Genomic DNA, 23,695 nt, shown 5'->3' with positions numbered 1-23,695 from the left:
TCTAACCCGCATTCACGTCAGGAGCAGTAACAGCAGTTGCAGGAACCACACCAACAACAAGGAGACTCACCATGCTTGTAGGCGTTCCAACCGAAATCAAGAACAACGAATACCGCGTCGGCCTCACGCCGGCGTCGGTGCATGAGCTGGTGGTGCAAGGCCACCAGGTGCTCGTCCAGCAGGGCGCCGGCAGCGAGATCGGCTTGCCCGACGCGCAGTACGTCGCGGCCGGCGCCAGCATCGTGGCCAGCGCGCAAGAGGTGTTTGCGCAGGCCGCCATGATCGTCAAGGTCAAGGAGCCCCAGGCGGGCGAATGCGCGATGCTGCGCGAAGACCAGATCCTCTTCACTTATCTGCACCTGGCGCCAGATCCCGATCAAACGGCGGCGCTGGTGCGCTCGAAGGCCATCTGCATCGCCTATGAAACGGTGACCGGGCCTGGCGGCGGCTTGCCGCTGCTCGCGCCGATGAGCGAAGTGGCAGGGCGCATGTCGATCCAGGCGGGCGCTGCGCACCTGGAGAAATCCAGGGGCGGCATGGGCCTGCTGCTGGGCGGTGTGCCGGGCGTGGCCGGGGGCCACGTCGTCGTCATCGGCGCCGGCGTGGTGGGCGCCAATGCCCTGCAGATGGCCGTCGGCACGGGCGCGCGGGTGACGGTGCTCGACAAGAACCTCGACCGCCTGCGCCAGCTCGATCTGGTGTATGGCAACCGCATCGCCACGCTGCATTCCAACGCGCAGGCGCTCGAAGAAGCCGTGCTCTCGGCGGATCTGGTCATCGGCGGGGTGCTGGTGCCGGGCGCTGCAGCGCCAAAACTCGTCACGCGCAGCATGGTGTCACGCATGAAAAAGGGCGCAGTCATTGTCGACGTGGCGATCGACCAGGGCGGCTGCTTTGAAACGTCCCACGCCACCACCCACGCCGATCCGACTTTCGTCGTCGACGGCGTCGTGCATTACTGCGTTGCGAACATGCCTGGTGCAGTCGCGCGCACATCCACCTTTGCTCTGAACAACGCCACGATCGGGCACGTGCTGGCGCTGGCCGGCAAGGGCTGGCGGCGCGCGCTGGGCGATGACGCCCACCTGCGTCATGGCCTGAATGTCTGCCAGGGCAAGGTCACGTTCGAGGCCGTGGCGCACGCACTGGGCTACGACTACATGCCGGCCGAGTCGCTGCTGGACTAGAGCGGCGCTGCCGCCAGATCCCGGCACAGGCGCCGGGTGATGTGAAATGCGTACTGCGCGGCCACCGTCTTCACGAAGCCCATGAAGTCGTGCGCCGCGTGTTCGTTGGCGTTATCCGAGATCGCGCGGATGACGGCAAACGGCACGTTCAGTTCGTGACACACCTGCGCCACTGCAGCGCCTTCCATCTCCACCGCTACCAGGCCCGGCAGCGCCGTATTCATCGCGTCAATCCGCGCGGCCTCATGCACGAACTGGTCGCCGCTGGCAATCAGGCCGCGGTGCACGCGCGGCTGCGTCAAGCCGAATTGCTCGCGGTCAGTCTGGGCGATCGCATGCGTCAGGTCCTCGTCCAGGAACGCATGCGCTGCACTGGAAACCCGCAGAGATAACCGGGCATCCGGTTGAAAATGCGTTTGCCCCGTCAATGGCACCTCGAAACGGGGAAACAGGGGACTGGCATCCATGTCGTGCTGGACGAGCGATTCAGCCACCACGATGTCGCCAACCCGGATCGACGCGTCCCCGGCGCCAGCCACACCCGTGAACAGGATGTGGGTAACTCCGAACTTCTCCACAAGCGTCGTCGCTGTCATGGCAGCAGCAACCTTCCCAATTCGCGACAGGACGCACACGGCGTCGATTTCCCACAGCTGTCCGAGAAAGTACTCACGCTTGCCGTGGATGAGCGTGGAGGGCCCTTGCAAGGCTTCCACGAGCCCTGCCTGTTCTTCGTGCAACGCGCTGATGATGCCTAAACGCATTTTTTTTTGCTGGGCCGTTGTGCATAAGCGCCGGATTGTACACAGCATTCTCAGCCGTTGGAGACAAATTTGCTGGCCTGGTTTTTCGTTCTGGAAAACGTTTTTTTTTGGCTGAGCTGTTGTTTGCTTATTTAATTAAGAGATCTGTATACAAAATAGTAGTAGTAGGTAAACGCAAGATTTTCTGTGGATAAGGTTCGTTTACTCAACAGAATCAGCGCGTTAAGTCCTGTTTTTTACGCGGGACAACACATGCGCGAGTCACGCATGGATCGTGGACAAGAATTTGCCCGTTGCCAAAAGCCGGGGTTCTGCACAGTTGATGCTGTGGATATGCAGGCGCTTGTCCACAGGACGCTGGCGCCTGGGAGCTGGTTGTCAGTGATCGATGCTGGTTGGCAATCTCGAATTACTGCGTGCTTTTGCGCCTGCGTTCTTTTTTTTTAAAAACGCTTTTAGAACGATGCTCAGCCGAACTTCTTGCCAAAGATGTCCAGCGCGCGAGTTATCCAGTTTGTTTACTTAAAAGCTTGTATACAAAATAGTAGTAATAGTAAACGCGGCCGATTGTGTGGATAAGCCTGGATTTTTCCACAACTTCAACGGCTTACACAGTTTCAAACCGGCTGGAGAACCCTGGTGGCCACGGTGCACCGAAGGTGAACAGATTTGGCGACGGCTGAAAAAATCGGGTTTTTGCACATTCCATCCTGTGGATATGCATTGGGTTCTCCACAGACCAGAAAGCGGGTTTGCAATGACCGCATTGCTCCGATCTGCCACGGACGAAATTTTTTTTTGAAACAGGCATCTCAGGTTTACAACCAATAACTGTATACAACATTGATAGTAATAAGTAAGGGTGGCCACCTTCTGTGGACAACCCGGTTAACGAGAACAAAATCATCGACTTACCGCGCGCATAAGGCAGTGCACTAGTGACCCGGCTTCCTGGTGGCAAATCTGGACAAGATTTTTGCTTGTGTACAAAAGCGGAGTTCTGCACAAACCGTACCTGTGGATATCCATTTGCTTATCCACAGGTGGGGTCTGGACAGGCGTTTACGTTCTGGTAAGCTGTGTTTCATCGAGTCAGCGCCAAGGGGAGCCGCATGGAATTCGAGTCGCATTACGCCACGGTCAATGGCCTCAACATGCACTACGTCACGGCTGGCGAAGGCCCGCCGGTGATCCTGCTCCATGGCTTCCCCGATACGCACCAGATCTGGCGGCGTCAGATTCCGGAACTCGCTGCGGCGGGTCTGTGTGTGATTGCACCTGACCTGCGTGGCTACGGCAAGACCGATATGCCGCAAGACGTCGGCGCGTATGCCGTGTCATTTCTGGCCGATGATGTATTGCGACTCATGGACGCGCTGGGTATCGACAAGGCTGTCGTGGTCGGTCATGACTGGGGCGCGTTGATCGGCTGGCACTTGGCCATGCATGCGCCGGAACGCATCGTACGATATGCCGCCCTGTCAGTCGGCCATCCCAAGGCAATTGCTTCCTCGAACCTCGGCCAGAAACTGCGGTTCTGGTACATGCTTGTTTTCAAAACGCCCGTTGTCGCGGAGGCATTGCTGAAAGCAGGGGACTGGGCGACGCTCAGAAAAATGATTCGCGGTCGCGAACAGCAAGAGATCTGGATCGCGGCGCTTGCACCCGAAGGTCGCCTGACGGCGGCACTGAATTATTATCGCGCCAATTTCAAGCCATCATCCGCGCGGGCCTGGCTGCCGGTTAACGTTCCGGTGATGGGTGTCTGAAGTGAGCACGATCCAGCGCTGGGCGAGCAACAGATGCTCGATTCGCGCGAGCAATGTCGTGCGGGCTTTCGCTATGAACGCATCGATGGCGTTGGCCACTGGTTGCAGCTCTCGGGTGCGGATCGCCTGAATGCATTGTTGCTCGACTTCATAAAGTCACCGACCGTCTGACCGCCAGGTAAGTACGCACGGCATGCCGTAAAATTGCGGCTTCAGCACTCCTCCCGAATCCTTTCCATGATTGATGTTGTTTGGCTCGGCGGCGCCGCGTTCGCCGCCGGCCTGGTCGATGCCGTTGTCGGCGGCGGCGGCCTGGTCCAGCTTCCCGCCATGTTCTCACTGTTGCCAAAAGAAGCGCCGGCAACTATCCTCGGTACCAACAAGCTTGCAGCGATTTTCGGCACCAGTTCGGCAGCCGTGGATTACGCGCGGCGTGTGCGGGTAGCGTGGAGTACCGCCGCCCCGGCAGCTGCCGCCGCATTTCTATTGTCGTTCGCTGGCGCCTGGACGGTCACCCGCGTGCCTGCCGATTTCGTCCGCGCCTTGTTGCCCATCATCCTTGTTGCGGTCGCGGTCTATACCTTCATGAAGAAAGACCTTGGGTCCGTGCACGCACCGCTGCATAGCGGCCTGGCCGAGCGGTATTGGGCAATCGGAATCGGTGCAGCAATCGGGTTCTACGATGGGTTCTTCGGTCCTGGCACCGGCAGCTTCCTGATCTTCCTGTTCGTGCGTTTCTTTGGGTTTGATTTCTTAAGCGCCTCTGCCGCTGCGAAGATCGTCAACGTGGCCTGCAATTTCTCGGCGCTCATGTGGTTTGGTTACAGCGGTCACATTCTGTGGCAACTCGGACTGATGATGGCGGGCTGCCAGATCGTGGGTTCGCTGACTGGCACGCGACTCGCAATGAAGTACGGCAGCGGCTTCGTGCGCAAGGTGTTCCTGTTTGTCGTCAGCGCCTTGATTGTCAAGACTGCCTACGATTCCTTCACAAAGTTGGGTTGGTAGTCGCGATTGTTCCACGTGAAACATCGCGGAACCGGGTCAGCCCGGCCTTATCAAATGCGATGTTCCACGTGAAACAATCCCGACGCCTAAGCTGCTTGACGTTCCACGTGAAACAAAATTCGTCGTTTTCTGGGGGCCGAAGAATCAGGCACCGGAAAAGAATCTATAATCGCGCATTAGTCTCCTCGCCTCACATCCCATCATGCTATTTCCAACTGAATTCGACGTCATCGTCGTCGGCGGCGGCCATGCCGGCACCGAAGCTGCACTCGCGTCTGCACGCACAGGTCAAAAGACCCTTTTGCTGACGCACAATATTGAAACGCTGGGCGCCATGTCCTGCAATCCATCGATCGGCGGCATTGGCAAAGGACACCTGGTCAAGGAAGTCGATGCCCTCGGCGGCGCCATGGCCATCGCCACGGATGAGGCAGGCATCCAGTTCCGGATCCTGAACTCATCGAAGGGGCCGGCCGTGCGTGCTACCCGCGCGCAAGCCGACCGCGCCCTGTACAAGGCGGCGATCCGCTCTCGTCTGGAAAACCAGCCGAACCTGTGGCTGTTCCAGCAGGCAGTCGAAGACCTGATCGTCGAGGGCGACCGCGTCGTCGGCGCCGTCACCCAAGTGGGTCTGAGTTTCCGTGCGCGCGCTGTTGTACTGACGGCCGGTACTTTCCTGGATGGGAAAATCCACGTCGGCCTGCAGAATTATGCTGGCGGCCGCGCGGGCGATCCACCGGCGACCTCGCTGTCGGCGCGCCTGAAAGAACTCAAGCTGCCGCAAGGCCGCCTGAAAACCGGCACACCACCGCGCATCGATGGCCGCAGCATCGACTTCTCGCTGCTGACCGAGCAACCGGGCGACCTCGATCCGGTGCCGGTGTTCTCGTACATGGGCAATGTGGCGATGCATCCGAAGCAGGTGCCATGCTGGGTGACGCATACCAATGAACGCACGCATGACATCATCCGTGCCGGGCTTGACCGCAGCCCGATGTACACCGGCGTGATCGAAGGTGTCGGTCCGCGCTACTGCCCATCGATCGAAGACAAGATCCATCGCTTCGCCAGCAAGGAATCGCACCAGATTTTCCTGGAGCCGGAAGGATTGACGACCAACGAGTTCTACCCGAACGGGATCTCGACCAGCCTGCCATTCGACGTGCAACTGGCCCTGGTGCGCTCGATGCGCGGCATGGAAAACGCGTTCATTCTGCGGCCCGGCTATGCGATCGAATACGATTACTTCGATCCGCGCGGCCTGAAAGCATCGCTGGAAACCAAGTCGATCAAGGGTCTGTTCTTCGCCGGCCAGATCAACGGCACGACCGGCTACGAAGAAGCGGCGGCCCAGGGTTTGCTGGCCGGCCTGAACGCCGCCCTGCAAACGCAGGGCAAGGATGCCTGGACGCCGGGTCGTTCGGAAGCGTACCTCGGCGTGCTGGTCGATGACCTGACGACGCAAGGTGTGGCCGAGCCGTACCGCATGTTCACCAGCCGCGCGGAATACCGCCTGTCGCTGCGTGAAGACAATGCCGACATGCGCCTGACCGAAATCGGCAGGAGCCTGGGTCTGGTTGACGACGCACGCTGGGCGGCGTTCGAGACCAAGCGCGAATCCGTCGCACGCGAACTGGAACGTCTGCGCTCGGTGTGGGTGAACCCGCGCATCCTGGCGGCAGCGGAGTCGGAACGCATTGTCGGCCAGCCGCTCGAGCGCGAATACAATCTGGCTGATTTGCTGCGCAGACCAGGTGTGAACTACGACACCTTGATGACGATGAGTGGTATGGAAGGGCAGAGCCTGGCCGGTCCGGGCGTTGAAGATCCCGCTGTCAAAGAGCAGGTCGAGATTCAACTTAAATATTCCGGCTACATCGATCGCCAGGCGCGCGAAGTCGAGCGTCATGATCACTACGAAAACATGAAGCTGCCCGAGAACCTGAACTACCTGGATATCGAAGCGCTGTCGTTCGAAGTGCGCCAGAAGCTCGACAAGCAACGGCCGGAAACGCTGGGCCAGGCTTCCCGTATTTCGGGCGTGACCCCGGCGGCGATCTCGCTGCTCCTGGTGACCCTGAAAAAGCGCGGCGCCAAAGGTTTTGCAACCGCCGCAGCCGAGGTGGCCGAATGAAATACAACTTCGATCACGATGCGCTGGCGGCCGTACTGGACCAGGGCATCAAGGACATGACGCTGGCCATCACGCCCGAGCAACAGACCAAGCTGATGGGCTATCTGGCATTGATGAACAAGTGGAACGCTGTCTACAACCTGACGTCACTGCGCGATCCACAGCAGATGGTCACGCACCATCTGCTCGACTCGCTGGCGGCGGTGCCGGCATTTGCCAATGCCCGCAATGTGCTGGACGTGGGAGCAGGGGGCGGATTGCCGGGCATCGTGCTGGCCATCGTGCGGCCGGACATGAACGTGTCGATGATCGACACCGTGCACAAGAAAACCGCATTCCTGAATCAGGTGAAGGCAGAACTGAAGCTGACCAACGTCAGCGTGCACACCATGAAGGTGCAGGATCTGGTTGTGAGCGAACCATTCGACGTGATCACCTCGCGTGCGTTTGCCGACCTGTCCGACTTCGTCAACTGGTCGGGCCATCTGCTGGCCGACGGCGGCAAGTTCATCGCGCTGAAAGGGGTGGCGCCAAGTGAGGAGCGTGAGCGCTTGCCACAGGACTGGAAAGTCGTGGATCTGCAACCGTTATGGGTGCCAAGACTGCAGGCAGAGCGACACTTGGTATTCATCGAGCGAGCCGCGTAAAAGCTACCAATAGTACATACTATATAAATCATAAGAACTGTACTAACCGTACTATCTGTATTAACCGTATAAACAGTTTATATCGTTTAACTCATATAAACCAGTGAAACGGTTTTATCGTATCAACGATATGATGCCTTGTAGTCGCATCCAGGAAAGGAAAAGATGGCGAAGATTTTTTGCGTTGCGAACCAGAAGGGTGGAGTAGGCAAGACCACCACCAGCGTCAACCTGTCCGCAGGCCTGGCCAAACTGGACCAGCGCGTGCTGCTGGTCGACCTCGACCCGCAGGGCAATGCCACGATGGGCGCTGGCATCAACAAGGCCGAGCTGGCCGCGTCGATCTATCAGGTCCTGCTGGGCGAGTCCGATGTGGCCACGGCGCGCGTGCGCTCGGAAGCAGGGCGCTTCGATGTGCTACCCGCCAACCGCGAACTGGCCGGCGCCGAAGTCGAGATGGTCGCGCTCGAGAACCGCGAGCGGCGCCTGAAGGAAGCACTGGCAGCGGTGGCTGATGATTACGACTTCATCCTGGTCGACTGTCCGCCCGCGCTGTCGCTGCTGACATTGAACGGCCTGTGCGCCGCTGACGGCGTGATCATCCCGATGCAGTGTGAATACTATGCGCTCGAAGGCTTGTCCGACCTGGTCAACACGATCAAGAAGGTGCACGCCAACCTGAACACCGACCTGAAGATCATCGGTCTGCTGCGCGTGATGTTCGATCCGCGCATGACGCTGTCGCAACAGGTCTCGGGCCAGCTCGAGCAGCATTTCGGCGACAAGGTCTTCAAGACGATCATTCCGCGCAATGTGCGGCTGGCCGAGGCGCCGTCGTACGGCATCCCCGGCGTGACGTTCGATCCGTCCTCGAAAGGCGCGCAGGCATACATCGCCTTCGGCGCCGAGATGGTCCAGCGCATCAAGACCATGTAATCAATCAAAAAGCTGACAAAGAGATGGCAACCAAAAAACTCAAGGGACTGGGCCGCGGCCTCGACGCCCTGCTCGGCGGCGACCTCGACGCCGCACCGGCCGTGCCGACCACGCCGTCCGTGCTGGCCGTGACCCAGATCCAGGCCGGCAAGTACCAGCCTCGTACGCGCATGGACGAAGTGAGCCTGTCGGAACTGGCCGCCTCGATCAAGACCCAGGGCATCATGCAACCGGTGCTGGTGCGTCCGTTGCCGCCGGGTAGCAGCACGCCGTACGAGATCATCGCTGGCGAACGGCGCTTCCGCGCGGCGCAGATGGCGGGCCTGGATGAAATCCCGGTGCTGGTGCGCGACGTCGATGACCAGGCTGCGGCCGCGATGGCGCTGATCGAGAACATCCAGCGCGAAGACCTGAACCCGCTTGAAGAAGCGCAGGGCATCAACCGCCTGATTTCGGATTTCAATTTCACGCACGAACAGGCTGCCGGCGCCGTGGGCCGCTCGCGTAGCGCGGTCTCGAACCTGCTGCGCCTGATCAACCTCGCACAGCCGGTGCAGACGATGCTGATGGCCGGCGACATCGACATGGGTCACGCCCGTGCCTTGCTGGCGGTCGACAGCGCGCACCAGATCACGCTGGCCAATCAGGTCATCGCCAAGCGCCTGTCGGTGCGCGAAACGGAAAAACTCGTCACGCGCGCGCTCGACGAGCACAATGCGCCAGCGCAAGCCGCCCGTGCGAAAGACAAGTCGGGCGACATCGTGCGGCTCGAAGAAGAGCTGTCCGACAAGCTCGCGACGCCGGTCGTGTTCAAGATGGGCCCGAAGGGCAGGGGCCAGATGATCATCGATTTCGCCGACCTTGACATCCTGGACGGCGTGCTGGCGCGGCTGCGCGGCTGACCGGCAGCGGGCTGCAGGCAGGGCAGCCGGTGACCGGGCTACCCTGCAATGTGACACCCACTGCCTACACCATCTGGCGTTAAGTTGTTGAAAATAATGCCCTATCCACCAGCAACGTGTCACATTTTCGTCATCTTTACAGAGCAGTTATAAGTAGGGAATCGTTTGACTCACATCCGTATAACCACTTATAATTCCGGCGATTCATGTAATTACCACCACGTAGCACGTCCACTGCGCCAGCGCGAAGACCTATAAAAATATGCTGCGCATCGTTTCCCTGCAGTTGATTGCAACAGTTCTCGTCGGCGCGATCGCCGGATTACTGGGGGGATGGCCTGCGGCGTTTTCTGCGGTACTTGGCGGTTTGAGTTGCGTCGTGCCCAACGGAATCATGGCAGTGCGCCTGTTTGCCGCATCAGCAAGTGGCACGGCGAACCCTGCGACATTTTTCATATGGGAATTTATAAAGATTGCATTAACGCTGGCGCTCCTGGGCGCGACGGCGTGGCTGTACCGCGATCTGAACTGGCTGGCATTGGTCGCCGGAATCATCGTGGCGCTGAAAAGTTACATATTCTTATTATTTAGGCAATGACATGGCGACTCCAACCGTAGACGGCGCAGCCCACGCGCCCACCGCATCAGAATATATCCGGCACCACCTCGGCCACCTGTCGACTGGCCATCAGAATGGCCCGGTCGACTTTTCCGTGATCAACCTGGACACCGTGTTCTGGTCGGTGGCAATGGGCATCGTCGGTTCGCTGATCCTGTGGAGCGCAGCGCGCAAGGCCACCGCCGGCGTGCCGGGCCGTTTCCAGGCTGCCGTCGAGATGCTGTTTGAAATGGTCGACGATCAAGCCAAGTCGATCGTGCACGGCGACCGCAGCTTCATCGCGCCAGCCGCACTGACCGTGTTCGTCTGGGTCGCCCTGATGAACTGCCTGGACTTCCTGCCAGTCGACATGTTCTCGTCGGCGTTTGCCGCCCTGGGCGTCGAGCACCTGTTCCCGTATCACCGCGTGGTCCCGACCGCCGACATCAACGGCACCATCGGTATTTCGCTGGGCGTGCTGGTCCTGATGATCTACTACGGCATCAAGATCAAGGGCTTCGGCGGCTGGATCCACGAACTGCTGGCAGCACCGTTCGGCATCTGGATGGCGCCGTTCAACCTGCTTCTGAATATCATCGAATACGCAGCAAAAATGGTGTCGCTCGGTATGCGACTGTTCGGCAACATGTTTGCCGGTGAGCTGTTGTTCCTCTTGATCGCACTGTTGGGTGCATCGGCTACCGCATTCGGTGTCGTTGGCCACATCATTGCTGGTTCCATCTGGGCGATCTTCCACATCCTGATCGTATTCCTGCAGGCATTCATCTTCATGATGCTGACGCTGGTATACCTCGGTCAGGCACACGAAGGCCACTGATCGGCGCCGCAAGCATCGAAACAGATAGTGGTTGTAAAGAAGTTGTAGTTTTTAATCTAGTTTTCAATTTAACTTTTGGAGTTACACATGACTGACCTTTCTTTTGTTGCACTGGCTTGCGGTTTGATCATCGGCCTGGGCGCTATCGGTGCTTGTATCGGTATCGCAATCATGGGCGGTAAGTACCTGGAAGCCAGCGCACGTCAGCCAGAACTGATGAACACCCTGCAGACCAAGATGTTCCTGCTGGCTGGTCTGATCGACGCTGCGTTCCTGATCGGTGTTGGTATCGCCATGCTGTTCGCGTTCGCTAACCCGTTCGTTCCAGTCTAAGACGCGCTTCTCGCTGTCTTGAAGGGCCGAACCAGTTCTGGTTCGGCATCCGTGTTTCTGTAAGAAGGAAAAAACCGTGAACATCAACTCAACGTTGTTTGTCCAGTTCGTGGTCTTCTTTATCCTGGCGATGTTCACGATGAAATTCGTGTGGCCGCCACTGATGAAGGCGCTCGATGAGCGCGCCGCGAAGATTGCAAGTGGCCTGGCTGCTGCAGACCGTGGCAAGGCCGATCTGGCTGCTGCTGAAAAGCGTGTCCAGACCGAACTGGCTGGCGCCCGTGACGAAGTCCAGAAACGCATCAACGACGCTGAAAAGCGCGCTGCTGTGATTATCGAAGAAGCCAAGCGTACTGCCGCCGATGAAGGCGCGCGTATCGTTGCCGCCGCCAAGGCTGACGCCGAGCAGCAAGTCAACAGCGCACGCGAAGCACTGCGTGGCCAGGTTGCCGCCCTCGCGGTCGCCGGCGCCGAGCAGATCCTGAAGCGTGAAGTGAACGCAGCGGCCCACGCCGACCTGCTGTCGCAACTGTCGACCGAGCTCTGATCATGGCAGAACTCGCAACCGTCGCCCGCCCCTACGCCGAAGCGCTGTTCCGTGTCGCCCAAACCGGCGACATGAACGCGTACTCGGCCATCGCGTCGGAACTGGGCCAGATTGGCGCCAGTGCCGACGTGCAGACCTTCGCCAGCAACCCGATCGTCACGCACGCACAACTGGCGGACACGATTGCGTCCCTGGTCAAGTCGCCGCTGAATGCTGAAGCGAAGAACTTTATCGCGATGCTGGCCCAGAACGGCCGCATCAACCTGCTGCCCGAGATCAGCACCCAGTTTGCGCTCCTGAAAAACGCGAACGAGGGCGCTGCCGATGCGATGATCCATAGCGCGTTCGAGATCTCGGCCGACCAGCTGGCGCAGCTGGTCGCCACGCTGGAAAAGAAATTTGGCCGCAAGCTCAACCCAACGGTAACAGTGGATCCTTCGCTGATCGGTGGTGTGCGCGTGGTCGTCGGTGACGAAGTGCTCGATACCTCGGTTCGCGCCAAGCTGCAACGGATGCACGTTGCGCTGGCCAACTAACTACGACGTATCGACTGGCACGCGCCGGCGTTCCCGCCCTTGCCCTACGCATCAAGAAACTATAATTGGAGTTAGCAAGCATGCAACTTAACCCATCTGAAATCAGCGAACTGATCAAGAGCCGGATCCAGGGCCTCGAAAGTTCGGCTGACGTTCGCAATCAAGGCACGGTGATCTCGGTCGCCGACGGTATCTGCCGCATCCATGGTCTGTCGGACGTGATGCAGGGCGAGATGCTGGAATTCCCAGGCAACACCTTCGGCCTGGCCATGAACCTCGAGCGCGACTCGGTCGGCTCGGTCATCCTGGGTGCTTACGAGCACATCTCGGAAGGCGACATCGTCAAGACCACCGGCCGTATTCTCGAAGTGCCGATCGGTCCTGAACTGTGCGGCCGCGTCGTCAATGCACTGGGCCAGCCGATCGACGGCAAGGGTCCTGTCAACGCCAAGCTGACCTCGCCAATCGAAAAGATTGCGCCAGGCGTTATCGCGCGTGAATCGGTCTCGCAGCCAATGCAGACCGGTATCAAATCGATCGACGCGATGGTGCCGATCGGCCGTGGCCAGCGTGAGCTGATTATTGGTGACCGCCAGACCGGTAAATCGGCTGTTGCAGTCGACGCGATCATCAACCAAAAAGGTCAGGGCGTGACCTGCGTGTACGTCGCGATCGGTCAGAAAGCATCGACCATCAAGAACATCGTGCGCTCGCTGGAAACGCACGGCGCGATGGAGTACACCATCGTTGTTGCTGCATCGGCGTCGGAATCGGCCGCCATGCAATACATCTCGGCCTACTCGGGCTGCGCAATGGGCGAATACTTCCGCGACCGCGGCGAAGACGCACTGATCGTGTACGACGATCTGTCGAAGCAGGCAGTTGCCTACCGCCAGATCTCGCTGCTGCTGCGCCGTCCACCAGGCCGCGAAGCGTACCCAGGCGACGTGTTCTACCTCCACAGCCGCCTGCTCGAGCGCGCAGCACGCGTGAACGCCGACTACGTGTCGAAGTTCACCAACGGCGCCGTGACCGGCAAGACCGGTTCGCTGACCGCACTGCCGATCATCGAAACGCAAGCTGGCGACGTCTCGGCATTCGTGCCGACCAACGTGATCTCGATTACTGACGGCCAGATCTTCCTGGAAACGTCGCTGTTCAACGCCGGTGTCCGTCCTGCGATCAACGCCGGTATCTCGGTGTCGCGCGTCGGTGGTGCTGCCCAGACCAAAGTCATCAAGAACCTGTCCGGTGGTATCCGTACCGACCTGGCCCAGTACCGTGAACTGGCTGCGTTCGCGCAGTTCGCATCGGACCTGGACGAATCGACCCGCAAGCAGCTGGACCGTGGTGCGCGCGTGACCGAACTGCTCAAGCAGCCACAGTTCTCGCCACTGTCGACCTCGCTGATGGCCGCATCGCTGTTCGCCGTCAACAAGGGCTACCTGGACGATATCGAAGTCAAGAAAGTGCTGCCATTCGAGCACGGCCTGCACGCCTTCCTGAAGTCGGGCCATGCAGCGCTGCTGGCGAAGATCGACGAAACCAAGCAACTGGACAAAGACGGCGAAGCAGCATTGGCCGCGGCCGTTGCTGATTTCAAGAAATCCGGCGCATATTAATCTGTGGGCCGGCGTCGCCTGACGGCGATGCCGGTGCCTGGAAGGAGTAAGGACTCATGGCAGCAGGCAAAGAGATTCGTGGCAAGATCAAGAGCGTAGAAAATACGAAGAAGATCACCAAGGCGATGGAAATGGTCGCCGCATCGAAAATGCGCAAGGCGCAGGAACGTATGCGCGCCGCCCGTCCCTACAGTGACAAGGTTCGTAACATCACCGCCAATCTGGCCACTGCAAACCCGGAGTACACGCACGCATTCATGGCGCAAGCCAGGGACGTGCAGGCAAAGGCAGTTGGTTTCATCGTTGTCACGACCGACAAGGGTCTGTGCGGCGGCATGAACACCAACATCCTGCGCCAGGTAACCGTCAAGGCGCGCGAACAGGAACAGGCGGGCAACCGCGTCGAGGCAGTTGCCATTGGCAACAAGGGCCTGAGCTTCCTGAACCGTGTCGGCATGAAGCTGGTGTCGCAAGCCACGCAGCTGGGCGATGCACCGCAACTGGACAAGCTGATCGGACCGGTCAAAGTGATGCTGGACGCGTACCAGGAAGGCAAGCTCGATGCTGTCTACCTGTGCTACACCAAGTTCATCAACACGATGAAACAGGAAACCGTGGTCGAGCAACTGCTTCCGCTGTCAGCCAATTCGCTGAAAGCCGATGCAGGCGCCACCAGCTGGGACTACATCTACGAACCGGAAGCACAGGTCGTCATCGACGAACTGCTGGTGCGTTACGTGGAAGCGCTGGTTTACCAGGCAGTGGCAGAAAACCTGGCGTCCGAGCAATCGGCACGCATGGTCGCAATGAAGGCCGCGAGCGATAACGCCGGCAGTGTCATCAGCGACCTCAAGCTGGTCTACAACAAGACCCGCCAGGCGGCGATTACCAAAGAACTCTCCGAGATCGTGTCGGGCGCAGCCGCAGTCTAACAGCGCCGCCCGTGGGGATGGCGTCAAGCGGGCCTGGCCCGCTACGCTGTCCCCGACCGATCAAAGCAAAAAAGAATTTAACTAAATATCTGAAGGAACGAACATGGCTGATGGCAAAATCGTTCAGTGTATCGGCGCAGTGGTTGACGTGGAATTCCCACGTAATGCCATGCCGAAAGTGTACGACGCACTGAAAATGGAAGGCTCGGATCTGACCCTGGAAGTCCAGCAACAGCTGGGCGACGGCGTGGTCCGTACCATTGCTCTGGGCAGCTCGGACGGCATGCGCCGTGGCATGATCATCCAGAACACCGGCAAGCCAATCATGGTCCCGGTCGGCACCCCGACCCTGGGCCGCATCATGGACGTGCTGGGCAACCCGATCGACGAATGCGGTCCGGTCAGCCACGAGCGCATGGCGTCGATCCACCGTGACGCGCCAGCCTACGACGAACTGTCGCCATCGACCGACCTGCTGGAAACCGGCATCAAGGTCATCGATCTGGTCTGCCCGTTCGCCAAAGGCGGTAAAGTCGGCCTGTTCGGCGGCGCCGGCGTCGGCAAGACCGTCAACATGATGGAACTGATCAACAACATCGCCAAGGCGCACTCGGGTCTGTCCGTGTTCGCCGGCGTGGGTGAGCGTACCCGTGAAGGTAACGACTTCTACCACGAGATGGCCGATGCAAAAGTCGTCGATCTGGAAAACCCTGCCAACTCGAAAGTGGCAATGGTCTACGGTCAGATGAACGAACCACCAGGCAACCGTCTGCGCGTCGCGCTGACCGGTCTGACCATGGCGGAAGCGTTCCGTGATGAAGGCAAAGACGTTCTGTTCTTCGTCGACAACATCTACCGCTACACCCTGGCCGGTACCGAAGTCTCGGCACTGCTGGGCCGTATGCCATCGGCAGTGGGCTACCAGCCAACGCTGGCCGAAGAGATGGGCCGTCTGCAAGAGCGCATCACCTCGACCAAGACCGGTTCGATCACGTCGATCCAGGCCGTCTACGTCCCTGCGGATGACTTGACCGACCCATCGCCAGCAACCACCTTTGCTCACCTGGATTCGACCGTCGTTCTGTCGCGTGACATCGCCTCGCTGGGTATCTACCCTGCAGTCGACCCACTCGATTCGACCTCGCGCCAGCTGGACCCGCTCGTCGTCGGTGAAGAGCACTACGCCACCGCGCGCGCTGTGCAGAACACCCTGCAGCGCTACAAGGAACTGCGTGACATCATCGCGATTCTGGGCATGGACGAACTGGCACCGGAAGACAAACTGGTCGTGGCACGCGCTCGTAAAATGCAGCGTTTCCTGTCGCAGCCATTCCACGTCGCTGAAGTGTTCACCGGCGCGCCGGGCAAGTACGTTTCGCTGAAAGACACGATCAAGGGCTTCAAGATGATCGCATCGGGCGAACTGGATCACCTGCCGGAGCAAGCGTTCTACATGGTCGGCACGATCGAGGAAGCTATCGAGAAAGCCAAGAAACTGGCTGCTGGTTAAGTCGCTTTCTTCCACTGAAAGACACACATGGCAAACACATTTCAAGTCGACGTCGTCTCGGCCGAAGAGCAGATCTTCTCCGGCCAGGCCGAATTCGTCGCGTTGCCGGGTGAAGCGGGTGAGCTGGGTATCTACCCGAAGCACACCCCGTTGATCACGCGCATCCGCCCGGGCGCCGTGCGCATCCAGGTTGCCGGTGGTGGTGAAGAGTTCGTCTTCGTCGCCGGCGGTATCCTCGAAGTGCAGCCGAACGGCGTGACCGTGCTGGCCGACACCGCGATCCGCGGCGCCGACCTGGACGAAGCAAAGGCGACGTCCGCGAAGAAGCAGGCTGAAGACCTGATGCTCAATCAGGAGTCGAAGATCGACTACGCAAGAGCCCAGGCCGAAATGGCCGCAGCGATTGCGCAGTTGGCGGCAATTCAGCGTCTGCGTTCGAAAGGCCGTTGAGCTTAGTACAAGCTTGGCAATAAAAAGGCAGCCTGCGGGCTGCCTTTTTTTTTGTCGTTGGCAACCTGGCCACAAAGGGCGGCACCCTGTTGCACAACGATGCCAGCATGCGCAAAATAATACAGAAACTAAAAGTCTTGAAATAACTGAAAGCAAAATTGATTGCGATAAAAACAAAAAACTGGCAGACTTCAGATCGCAATCAACATGACGATTTATTATTATTTCAGTACAGGTTACCAATGAATATCGCAAACGCCGAGATGGCAACCGATCAGTCTTTACCAACAGGTTTGCCCGGATCGACGTCGTCCGCGCATGCGACGCGCTCATTCGGCAATCTCAGGATTGCCGTCGTGTTGCCTTGCTATAACGAGGGTCTCGCCATCCGCGCTGTCGTCAAGAAATTCCAGCAAATCTTGCCGACCGCCCACGTATACGTCTACGACAACCGCTCGACCGACAACACCGCCAGCGAAGCCCGCGCCGCAGGTGCGTTCGTGCGTCATGAACCCTGGCCTGGCAAAGGCAATGTGGTACGCCGCATGTTTGCCGACCTCGATGCCGACATTTATCTGATGGCCGACGGCGACGGCACGTACGATGCCGATCGCGCACCGGCGATGATTGCACGCCTGATCGATGAGCAGCTCGATATGGTCGTTGGCACCCGGGAAAACGTCTATGAAAACGCGCACCGCGCCGGTCATGGCTTCGGTAACCGCCTGTTCAATGGCCTGTATCGGCGCTTGTTTGGTAGCCTGTTTACCGATATCTTTTCGGGGTACCGGGTATTCTCGCGTCGATTCGTCAAGACCTTTCCAGCCGTGTCAGCGGGCTTTGAAATCGAGACCGAAATGTCGGTGCATGCCTCGCAGCTGCGCATGCCCATCGTCGAAATGCCGACCGCCTACGGCAAACGCCAGGAGGGTAGCACCAGCAAGTTGAATACGATTCGCGACGGTATCCGGATCCTGCTGACGTTCCTGCTTCTGCTGAAGGAAGTCCGTCCCGTGCAGTTCTATGGAAGCATTGCCCTGTTGTTCATGCTGGTTTCAGTCGTGCTTTCCATTCCACTGTTGGACACCTATGTGCAGACTGGCACGGTGCCACGCTTTCCGACCGCCATTCTCGCAACTGGGTTGATGCTGCTTGGCGGGATGTCGCTCATGTGCGGCGTGATCCTCGATAGCGTCGCCCGTGCCCGTCTTGAGCAAAAGCGCATCCAATATCTGCAGGTGCCGCGCTTCAAGACCGAACAGAGCGAGCAAGAGTGATCCTGCGCTTTCTCGTTGTGGGAGGCCTCGGTTTCGCGGTCGACCTGGGGTGCACCGCGCTACTGGTCTGGAGCGGTGTGTCGCCGTTTTATGCGCGCCCGCCCGCCATGGTGGTCGCCACCCTGGTGACCTGGATCGCCAACCGCAGCTTTACGTTCCAGGTCAAGGAAAAGACATCGCTGGCCGAAGGCCTGCGTTATGCGGCGACTGCGCTGGCGGCTGCGGGCGCCAACTATGCCATCTATTCTTTACTGGTGTGGAAGGACTGTCCTCCATTGCTGGCGGTTGCCATTGCCTCCGTGCTTCAGGCGGGCGCGAGCTATGTTGGCTACCGAAAATTTGCGTTCCGGATCGATACGCCAAAATGAACAACACCCTATCCCATACGTCCCCGACCGGCATGGACAAGATCCGTCACCACAGCCTGCCGCTGATGGGGATCCTGGTTGGCCTGGCGGCAATGATCCATTACTTTGCCATGCGCGGTTCGCTATGGGAAGACGAGCTGATTGCGTTGACCCATACCTTCCAGCCGCTGCCGTCCTTCTTCATTGAAATCCTGCGCAACGACATCCATCCCTTCTTCTATTTCCTGGTCCTGAAGGGCTGGATGCTGCTGTCACCGGGTAGCAGCTGGTGGGCGCTGGCAAATTCGTTTGCCGTCACCCTGCTGTCGGCCGTGGTCGTGTACCGGGTCGGGCGCGCGATCAGCGGCACCAGCGCGGCGCTGTGGGCGACCGCGATCTTCCTGTTACTGCCGACGACGGTCTGGGGCGCTGCCAACCTGCGCATGTACGGTTTGATGCCGGCGATGCTGGTGGGTCTGTGGTACTTGAATGTCCGCTTCCTGCAGCAGCCATCGCGCTGGGGCGGCGTTGCACTGGTGCTGCTCGGGATCTGCACGGCCTACGTGCACGCAATCGCATTCATCTTCGTTTTCTTTATCTTCCTCGCGGTCGCCATCGAGCAGTTCAAGGTCGCTCCACGCAAGACATTCAGGAACTGGTTCTTGCTGCAGGGCGTCGCCGGCATCACGATTCTGCCGCTGCTCGGCACTGCGCTGATGCGCGGCACCGAACCACTGCCTGCAAGTTCGTGGGACAGCATCGTGATGATCCTGGGGCAGACTGTTGCAGGCAATGGAGGGGGGCCCTACCGCACCATACTCATGTGGGCTGGCTTTGTCGTGTTCTTGTCGCTCCTGTACTTTGCCCTGCAGAGCAAGCGCTGGCGCGTGCCGGTACTGGTTATTCCGGTGGGCGTGCTGGTGGCCGTGTATGTCATCGGGTTCCTGGGTAAACCGATTTTCAAGTCGCCACCGTTTTCGGCTGCCGTGCTGCCGTTCCTGGCGCTGGGCGCGGGCGCCGGTATTGCGCACATCATGACGCTGCCGCGCCGCCTGCCTGCCGCCTTTGCTGCGACATTTATCGTCGCGCTCGCGGCCGTAACCATTCCGTGGTCGGACAAACTGCTGTCATTCGGTAGTTACGAAGCGGCCGCCGCCGAGGTAAAAAAACATGCCGTCGCGGGTGATGTCGTGGTCATTCCACATCTGAGCGTGTATTGGGGCGTGCTGTTCTTTGCCGAAGGCGCCGATTGGGGCCTGCCACTGGAAGTGCGCCCGCCCGACAATCAGCAGTGGCGCAAGGTGACCGACAAGCTCGGGCCTGAAATGGCCAATACCTTGTCGCTGCTGCCCAAGACGCAGTTTGTCGAGTTCAATGGGATCAGGTACTGCGTTGGCACCGATGTTGCCGCCTGCGCCAGCGGTGCCCGACGTGCGTGGGTGGTCGATCGTCGCAGCTACAACAATGGCGTGGAATTTGGCCAGCGCATGGCGCCGCAAAAGTCGGTCTATATCCACGAGCTCGTGGTGACGGAACTTCTGTCTTCCGAGCAGGGGCAGAAGCGTTTCGACAATCCTTTTCTGTCCGATCGGGAGATTCAAGGGCAGGAAACATCCTACTGACTGAAGGCCGACGCCGCGGCTGACATCGCCGCGGAGATCCGACGCTCATCTTTTGTTAAGCTGCCTGTCATCACAACGACGCTCACGCCTACACCACCATGCGCACCATTGCCCGGATTCTCGAAGAGAGCACCACCATCGCCATCGTCGGCCTGTCGAACAAGCCGGAGCGGGCCAGCCACGAAGTGGGCGCCTACCTGCAGCAGCACGGCTACCGCATCCTGCCGGTCAATCCCCAGTACGCCGGCGAGACAATCCTCGGCGAGCCCGTGTTCGCCACGCTGCAGGACGCTGCCGCCTCGCTGGCAGAGAGCGGCCAGCGCATCGATATCGTCGATTGCTTCCGCAAGTCGGAAGACATCGGTCCGATCGCGCGCGATGCGATCGCCGTGGGGGCAGGGTGCCTGTGGATGCAGCTCGGGATCGAGAACCAGGTTGCCGCCGATCTGGCGCGTGCTGCCGGCCTGGATGTGGTGATGGACCACTGCATCAAGATCGAGCACCGCAGCCTTCAGGCAAGTGCCTGAAAAGCGGCGCGTGGCGTCGCTGCCCGCGCTACAATCGCTGCTACTTCCACCTCGTCAATACCACGCCATGATCAAGACCATTGCCCTGCTGCTCGCCGCCACCGCCGCCGCCAGTGTCATTCCGCCTGCAAGCGCGCAGGCAGCGCCTGCTGCACCAGCGCCGGCATTGAGCAAAACGCCGGCCGCCTGCCCGGCAGTGCTCAAGCACAGCTTCAAGCGCCTGCAGGATGAAGCGCCGCAAGACCTCTGCCAGTACAGCGGCAAGGTGGTCCTGGTGGTCAACACGGCCAGCTACTGCGGCTTTACCAAGCAGTACGAAGGCCTGGAAAAGATCTACGCAAAATACGGCAGCCGCGGTCTGGTGGTGCTGGGCTTCCCGTCGAACGACTTCGGCCAGCAGGAACCGGGCAACGCGAAAGAGATCGCGGACCTCTGCTACAACACCTACGGCGTGAAGTTCCCGATGTTCGCCAAGACGTCGGTCAAGGGACCGGACGCCAATCCGCTGCACGCGCAGCTGATCAAGGCAACGGGCAAGGAACCGAAGTGGAACTTCACCAAGTACCTGATCGGGCGCGACGGTAAAGTACTGGAATATTTCCCGAGCAAGGTCACGCCGGAAGACCCGCAACTGGTCGGTATGATCGAAAAAGCGCTGTAACCTTACTGACAGCATGGTCATTTTGATGTGGATCAACGTTTTTTTGGGTCCACATCAATAAGCTTACCTTCGTCGACAGTGACATGACAACGAAAGGTAAGAACAATGAAAACGATGTTGAAATCCGTAGTAGTGGCCCTGATTGCCGTGGCGTCCGCGCAGGCGCTGGCACAGGAATCGCCATGGCTGGTACGTGCACGCGCCGTCCAGCTGGAGCCGGACAACAAGTCGAGCCCGGTTGGTGGTGTGGGCGCGGCGGACACGATCAAGGTCAGCAACAAGACCATTCCCGAGCTGGACATCAGCTACTTCTTCACGCCGAACTTCGCGGCGGAACTGATCCTGACCTATCCGCAGAAGCACAATGTGACGCTGGCCGGCACAAAGATCGGCAGCTTCAAGCACCTGCCGCCAACGCTGAGCGCGCAATACCACTTCGCACCGGGCGCCACCTTCAATCCGTACGTGGGCGTGGGCGTGAACTACACGCGCATCTCGAGCGTCAAGCTGCTCAATGGCGCGGCTGACCTCGAGAACGACAGCGTCGGGCTGGCGCTGCAGGCTGGCGTTGATTTCCGCCTGGACGAGCACTGGTCGCTCAACGCCGACATCAAGCGTGTCAACATCCGCAGCGACGTGATCGTCGGCGGCGCCAATATCAGCCACCTGAAAGTCGATCCGATGCTGTTCGGTCTGGGCGTCGGTTACCGCTTCTGAAGAAGCACCGCGCGCAGCGGCCCGCGCAGCGCGTTGCAGACGACGATATCGTCGGCCGCTTCGAGCATCGCGCGCGTGATCACGCCTTCGCGCGCATGCCATGCGGGCGCTGCCAGCAGCACGCCCCGCATGACGCCCGGCAGCACACCACAGCGGAGGGGCGGCGTGATCCACGCATCCCCCATGCGCACGAACACATTGCTGCGCCCACCTTCCGTCAATTCACCACGCTCGTTGAAGAACAGCGCATCGAACGCGCCGCGTGCTTCGGCTGCCTGCCAGGCCGCGTCGTAGCGGCTGCGCCGGCTCGTCTTGTGACGCAGGAAGATGTCGCTACTGGCCGTCGGTTCGTCGGCCAGCACCACCAGCACCGGCTCCTGCAGCGGCGCCAGCACGCCAGACGTGATCTTCATTGCGCCGGTTGCATCGATGGCCAGGCGCATGCGGTACGTGCTGTCGGTCGGCAGCGCCAGGCAGGCAGCGTCCAGGGCAGAATGCGCGGCGCCGGGGTCGAACGGGACACCGAAATAGGTGCATGAAGCGTGCAAGCGTTCGAGGTGCTGTTCGACGTGTCCGCAGCCGTGTTCGCGTGAGGCGCGCAGCGTTTCGAAAATCGTGACATCGTTGGCCAGCCCGGTCAGGAAGCCTGCTTTCAACTTGCACTCCGCGAATTCGTCATGTGCTTCGCTGTCGTGGACAATGCCGGCGCCGACACCCAGCTCGCCGCGCCTTATGCCGCGCTGTACGCCATCCTCTGGCGCCGCCAGTGCCAAAGTACGGATCGGCACCGACAGGCAGAAGTCGCCGAACGCGCGGCCCTGTGGCGCCGGATCGAACCAGCCAATCGCGCCGGTGTAGACGCCGCGTGCATCGGGCTCGAGGTCGTGGATGATCTCCATCGCGCGGCGCTTGGGCGCGCCCGTGATCGAGCCGCACGGGTACAGCGCGTCAAATATATCCACCAGCGCCGCATCGGGCTTCAGGCGCGCCTGCACCGTGGACGTCATCTGCAGCACGGCGCCGTAACGCTGCACGTCAAACAGCACGGGTGTCTGTACGCTGCCCGTGACGGCCACGCGGCCCAGGTCATTGCGCAGCAGGTCGACAATCATCAGGTTTTCGGCGCGGTTCTTGGTGTCCTGCGCCAGGTCGCGCGCACGCGCAGCATCGATGGTGGCATCGCCGCTGGCGCGCGCCGTGCCCTTCATTGGCCGCGCCTGCAGCACCCCGTCAGCGTGGCGCACGAACAGCTCGGGCGAGAACGACAGCAGCGCGCGGCCATCCGGCAGCGCCACCAGCGCGCCATACGGCACCGGCTGGCGCGCGCGCAGGCGCGCATACAGGGCGACGAGGGGGCCGAAGGCGTCGAAGCGCAAGCGATACGTGTAGTTGACCTGGTAGGTGTCGCCCGCTTCAATGAGTGCACGGATGCGGGCGATGGCCTCGACGAACTGGGCTTCGTCGACATTGGCCGTGATGCCGGCCACGCCGGCAATCCGGTCCGGGCCCGCGCTGCGCGTGGCAAGCCACGATGCAACCTGCTCGCCCGTCAGATGGTCGCAGTATGAAAACAGCAGCACCTGCGCCAGCGGTCCATCCACGGCGCGCGCCGGCAGGTTCTGCAGGTGCGCGCCAAGTTCGTACGTCAGCAGCGGCACCGCATACAAACCCTGCTGCAGCGCCGTTTGCAGGGCCGCTAGCAGCGGCGGCCAGCCGCTGGCGTCATCACACGTCAGCGTGCCGGCATGGCCGCGGTAGAGCCGTGAACGGGCCTCGTGCGTGGCGCGCGCATCGTCGAGCAGTGCAAAGACTTCACCAGTATCCATCCCCG

The 23,695-nt window shown here is 60.1% G+C and carries 25 protein-coding genes; 23 read left to right on the top strand and 2 right to left on the bottom strand.

Translation table 11 applies throughout. The features are described from left to right. The first annotated feature begins 71 nt into the window (after positions 1 to 71). The gene (gene ald / locus AC56LV_RS14440; RefSeq protein WP_499558599.1) at positions 72 to 1,187 is read left to right on the top strand and encodes an alanine dehydrogenase; all 1,116 of its coding nucleotides are present in this window, start codon (positions 72 to 74) and stop codon (positions 1,185 to 1,187) included. Here ald and AC56LV_RS14435 read toward each other — a convergent pair. Further along, positions 1,184 to 1,951 (bottom strand): 5'-methylthioadenosine/adenosylhomocysteine nucleosidase, encoded by a 768-nt coding sequence (locus tag AC56LV_RS14435; protein WP_499558598.1) that lies wholly within the window; start codon positions 1,949 to 1,951, stop codon positions 1,184 to 1,186. The two genes, ald and AC56LV_RS14435, sit on opposite strands and share 4 nt — an antisense overlap. A gap of 1,112 nt (positions 1,952 to 3,063) precedes the next feature. On the opposite strand from AC56LV_RS14435, the gene AC56LV_RS14430 reads away from it, so the two are divergent. From AC56LV_RS14430 to AC56LV_RS14325, 22 genes are all read left to right on the top strand, one after another. After that, on the top strand, positions 3,064 to 3,720 hold the full coding sequence (locus AC56LV_RS14430) for an alpha/beta fold hydrolase (protein ID WP_499558596.1): 657 nt from the start codon (positions 3,064 to 3,066) through the stop codon (positions 3,718 to 3,720). Between the two features lie 33 nt (positions 3,721 to 3,753). Further along, positions 3,754 to 3,891, top strand: a complete 138-nt coding sequence (locus tag AC56LV_RS14425) for a hypothetical protein (RefSeq protein ID WP_499558594.1) — start codon at positions 3,754 to 3,756, stop codon at positions 3,889 to 3,891. A gap of 66 nt (positions 3,892 to 3,957) precedes the next feature. Continuing rightward, positions 3,958 to 4,728, top strand: a complete 771-nt coding sequence (locus AC56LV_RS14420; RefSeq protein WP_499504231.1) for a sulfite exporter TauE/SafE family protein — start codon at positions 3,958 to 3,960, stop codon at positions 4,726 to 4,728. Positions 4,729 to 4,930: 202 nt separating this feature from the next. After that, complete coding sequence (gene mnmG, locus AC56LV_RS14415) at positions 4,931 to 6,862, top strand: tRNA uridine-5-carboxymethylaminomethyl(34) synthesis enzyme MnmG (RefSeq protein ID WP_499558592.1); 1,932 nt, start codon at positions 4,931 to 4,933, stop codon at positions 6,860 to 6,862. Next, complete coding sequence (gene rsmG, locus AC56LV_RS14410; RefSeq protein WP_499558590.1) at positions 6,859 to 7,509, top strand: 16S rRNA (guanine(527)-N(7))-methyltransferase RsmG; 651 nt, start codon at positions 6,859 to 6,861, stop codon at positions 7,507 to 7,509. Before mnmG ends, rsmG begins: the two co-directional genes overlap by 4 nt. Before the next feature lie 165 nt (positions 7,510 to 7,674). Further along, positions 7,675 to 8,445 carry a ParA family protein gene (locus AC56LV_RS14405; protein WP_332531178.1) on the top strand — a complete coding sequence of 257 codons (771 nt, stop codon included), beginning with the start codon at positions 7,675 to 7,677 and terminating at the stop codon, positions 8,443 to 8,445. Positions 8,446 to 8,468: 23 nt separating this feature from the next. Then, positions 8,469 to 9,347, top strand: a complete 879-nt coding sequence (locus AC56LV_RS14400) for a ParB/RepB/Spo0J family partition protein (RefSeq protein ID WP_499558588.1) — start codon at positions 8,469 to 8,471, stop codon at positions 9,345 to 9,347. Between the two features lie 262 nt (positions 9,348 to 9,609). Next, positions 9,610 to 9,945, top strand: a complete 336-nt coding sequence (locus AC56LV_RS14395; RefSeq protein WP_499558586.1) for an ATP synthase subunit I — start codon at positions 9,610 to 9,612, stop codon at positions 9,943 to 9,945. A gap of 1 nt (position 9,946) precedes the next feature. Next, the gene (gene atpB, locus AC56LV_RS14390; protein WP_499456140.1) at positions 9,947 to 10,783 is read left to right on the top strand and encodes a F0F1 ATP synthase subunit A; all 837 of its coding nucleotides are present in this window, start codon (positions 9,947 to 9,949) and stop codon (positions 10,781 to 10,783) included. An 87-nt stretch (positions 10,784 to 10,870) separates the two neighbouring features. Continuing rightward, complete coding sequence (atpE, locus tag AC56LV_RS14385) at positions 10,871 to 11,116, top strand: F0F1 ATP synthase subunit C (RefSeq protein WP_183554857.1); 246 nt, start codon at positions 10,871 to 10,873, stop codon at positions 11,114 to 11,116. A gap of 76 nt (positions 11,117 to 11,192) precedes the next feature. After that, positions 11,193 to 11,663: a F0F1 ATP synthase subunit B gene (locus tag AC56LV_RS14380; RefSeq protein ID WP_183554855.1), complete on the top strand. Its 471-nt coding sequence runs from the start codon at positions 11,193 to 11,195 to the stop codon at positions 11,661 to 11,663. Between the two features lie 2 nt (positions 11,664 to 11,665). Next, positions 11,666 to 12,199, top strand: coding sequence for a F0F1 ATP synthase subunit delta (locus tag AC56LV_RS14375; RefSeq protein ID WP_258836932.1), 534 nt, complete (start codon positions 11,666 to 11,668; stop codon positions 12,197 to 12,199). Between the two features lie 80 nt (positions 12,200 to 12,279). Further along, a complete protein-coding gene (gene atpA, locus AC56LV_RS14370) occupies positions 12,280 to 13,821 on the top strand; it encodes a F0F1 ATP synthase subunit alpha (protein WP_183554851.1) in 1,542 nt (513 codons plus the stop codon). Between the two features lie 56 nt (positions 13,822 to 13,877). Beyond that, positions 13,878 to 14,753: a F0F1 ATP synthase subunit gamma gene (gene atpG, locus AC56LV_RS14365; protein WP_499558584.1), complete on the top strand. Its 876-nt coding sequence runs from the start codon at positions 13,878 to 13,880 to the stop codon at positions 14,751 to 14,753. A 103-nt stretch (positions 14,754 to 14,856) separates the two neighbouring features. Further along, positions 14,857 to 16,263 carry a F0F1 ATP synthase subunit beta gene (atpD, locus tag AC56LV_RS14360; RefSeq protein WP_091869718.1) on the top strand — a complete coding sequence of 469 codons (1,407 nt, stop codon included), beginning with the start codon at positions 14,857 to 14,859 and terminating at the stop codon, positions 16,261 to 16,263. A gap of 27 nt (positions 16,264 to 16,290) precedes the next feature. Further along, a complete protein-coding gene (locus tag AC56LV_RS14355) occupies positions 16,291 to 16,713 on the top strand; it encodes a F0F1 ATP synthase subunit epsilon (RefSeq protein WP_499558582.1) in 423 nt (140 codons plus the stop codon). A 242-nt stretch (positions 16,714 to 16,955) separates the two neighbouring features. Beyond that, positions 16,956 to 17,990, top strand: a complete 1,035-nt coding sequence (locus AC56LV_RS14350; protein ID WP_499558581.1) for a glycosyltransferase — start codon at positions 16,956 to 16,958, stop codon at positions 17,988 to 17,990. Then, positions 17,987 to 18,358, top strand: a complete 372-nt coding sequence (locus tag AC56LV_RS14345; protein WP_499558579.1) for a GtrA family protein — start codon at positions 17,987 to 17,989, stop codon at positions 18,356 to 18,358. The genes AC56LV_RS14350 and AC56LV_RS14345 overlap by 4 nt, the downstream gene beginning before the upstream one ends. Further along, on the top strand, positions 18,355 to 19,959 hold the full coding sequence (locus AC56LV_RS14340) for a hypothetical protein (RefSeq protein ID WP_499558577.1): 1,605 nt from the start codon (positions 18,355 to 18,357) through the stop codon (positions 19,957 to 19,959). The genes AC56LV_RS14345 and AC56LV_RS14340 overlap by 4 nt, the downstream gene beginning before the upstream one ends. A gap of 98 nt (positions 19,960 to 20,057) precedes the next feature. Then, a complete protein-coding gene (locus tag AC56LV_RS14335) occupies positions 20,058 to 20,486 on the top strand; it encodes a CoA-binding protein (RefSeq protein WP_499558575.1) in 429 nt (142 codons plus the stop codon). A gap of 67 nt (positions 20,487 to 20,553) precedes the next feature. Further along, entirely contained in the window at positions 20,554 to 21,147 is a 594-nt protein-coding gene (locus AC56LV_RS14330; RefSeq protein ID WP_499558573.1) for a glutathione peroxidase, read from the top strand. A gap of 105 nt (positions 21,148 to 21,252) precedes the next feature. Next, the gene (locus tag AC56LV_RS14325; RefSeq protein WP_499558571.1) at positions 21,253 to 21,864 is read left to right on the top strand and encodes an OmpW/AlkL family protein; all 612 of its coding nucleotides are present in this window, start codon (positions 21,253 to 21,255) and stop codon (positions 21,862 to 21,864) included. Here the strand turns inward: AC56LV_RS14325 and AC56LV_RS14320 are convergent. Next, positions 21,852 to 23,690, bottom strand: a complete 1,839-nt coding sequence (locus tag AC56LV_RS14320) for a chorismate-binding protein (protein ID WP_499558569.1) — start codon at positions 23,688 to 23,690, stop codon at positions 21,852 to 21,854. The two genes, AC56LV_RS14325 and AC56LV_RS14320, sit on opposite strands and share 13 nt — an antisense overlap. Positions 23,691 to 23,695: the final 5 nt, after the last annotated feature.

The sequence above is a fragment of the Telluria sp. RB2R28 genome, from assembly GCF_059685835.1.
The sequence above is the reverse complement of the archived record's forward strand: the minus strand, read 5'-3'. Positions and strand labels throughout refer to the sequence as shown.

Coding starts and splice junctions, on each gene's coding strand:
- ald (WP_499558599.1), top strand. CDS start 72: ATGCTTGTAGGCGTTCCAACCGAAATCAAGAACAACGAATACCGCGTC.
- AC56LV_RS14435 (WP_499558598.1), bottom strand. CDS start 1,951: ATGCGTTTAGGCATCATCAGCGCGTTGCACGAAGAACAGGCAGGGCTC.
- AC56LV_RS14430 (WP_499558596.1), top strand. CDS start 3,064: ATGGAATTCGAGTCGCATTACGCCACGGTCAATGGCCTCAACATGCAC.
- AC56LV_RS14425 (WP_499558594.1), top strand. CDS start 3,754: ATGCTCGATTCGCGCGAGCAATGTCGTGCGGGCTTTCGCTATGAACGC.
- AC56LV_RS14420 (WP_499504231.1), top strand. CDS start 3,958: ATGATTGATGTTGTTTGGCTCGGCGGCGCCGCGTTCGCCGCCGGCCTG.
- mnmG (WP_499558592.1), top strand. CDS start 4,931: ATGCTATTTCCAACTGAATTCGACGTCATCGTCGTCGGCGGCGGCCAT.
- rsmG (WP_499558590.1), top strand. CDS start 6,859: ATGAAATACAACTTCGATCACGATGCGCTGGCGGCCGTACTGGACCAG.
- AC56LV_RS14405 (WP_332531178.1), top strand. CDS start 7,675: ATGGCGAAGATTTTTTGCGTTGCGAACCAGAAGGGTGGAGTAGGCAAG.
- AC56LV_RS14400 (WP_499558588.1), top strand. CDS start 8,469: ATGGCAACCAAAAAACTCAAGGGACTGGGCCGCGGCCTCGACGCCCTG.
- AC56LV_RS14395 (WP_499558586.1), top strand. CDS start 9,610: ATGCTGCGCATCGTTTCCCTGCAGTTGATTGCAACAGTTCTCGTCGGC.
- atpB (WP_499456140.1), top strand. CDS start 9,947: ATGGCGACTCCAACCGTAGACGGCGCAGCCCACGCGCCCACCGCATCA.
- atpE (WP_183554857.1), top strand. CDS start 10,871: ATGACTGACCTTTCTTTTGTTGCACTGGCTTGCGGTTTGATCATCGGC.
- AC56LV_RS14375 (WP_258836932.1), top strand. CDS start 11,666: ATGGCAGAACTCGCAACCGTCGCCCGCCCCTACGCCGAAGCGCTGTTC.
- atpA (WP_183554851.1), top strand. CDS start 12,280: ATGCAACTTAACCCATCTGAAATCAGCGAACTGATCAAGAGCCGGATC.
- atpG (WP_499558584.1), top strand. CDS start 13,878: ATGGCAGCAGGCAAAGAGATTCGTGGCAAGATCAAGAGCGTAGAAAAT.
- atpD (WP_091869718.1), top strand. CDS start 14,857: ATGGCTGATGGCAAAATCGTTCAGTGTATCGGCGCAGTGGTTGACGTG.
- AC56LV_RS14355 (WP_499558582.1), top strand. CDS start 16,291: ATGGCAAACACATTTCAAGTCGACGTCGTCTCGGCCGAAGAGCAGATC.
- AC56LV_RS14350 (WP_499558581.1), top strand. CDS start 16,956: ATGAATATCGCAAACGCCGAGATGGCAACCGATCAGTCTTTACCAACA.
- AC56LV_RS14340 (WP_499558577.1), top strand. CDS start 18,355: ATGAACAACACCCTATCCCATACGTCCCCGACCGGCATGGACAAGATC.
- AC56LV_RS14335 (WP_499558575.1), top strand. CDS start 20,058: ATGCGCACCATTGCCCGGATTCTCGAAGAGAGCACCACCATCGCCATC.
- AC56LV_RS14330 (WP_499558573.1), top strand. CDS start 20,554: ATGATCAAGACCATTGCCCTGCTGCTCGCCGCCACCGCCGCCGCCAGT.
- AC56LV_RS14325 (WP_499558571.1), top strand. CDS start 21,253: ATGAAAACGATGTTGAAATCCGTAGTAGTGGCCCTGATTGCCGTGGCG.
- AC56LV_RS14320 (WP_499558569.1), bottom strand. CDS start 23,690: ATGGATACTGGTGAAGTCTTTGCACTGCTCGACGATGCGCGCGCCACG.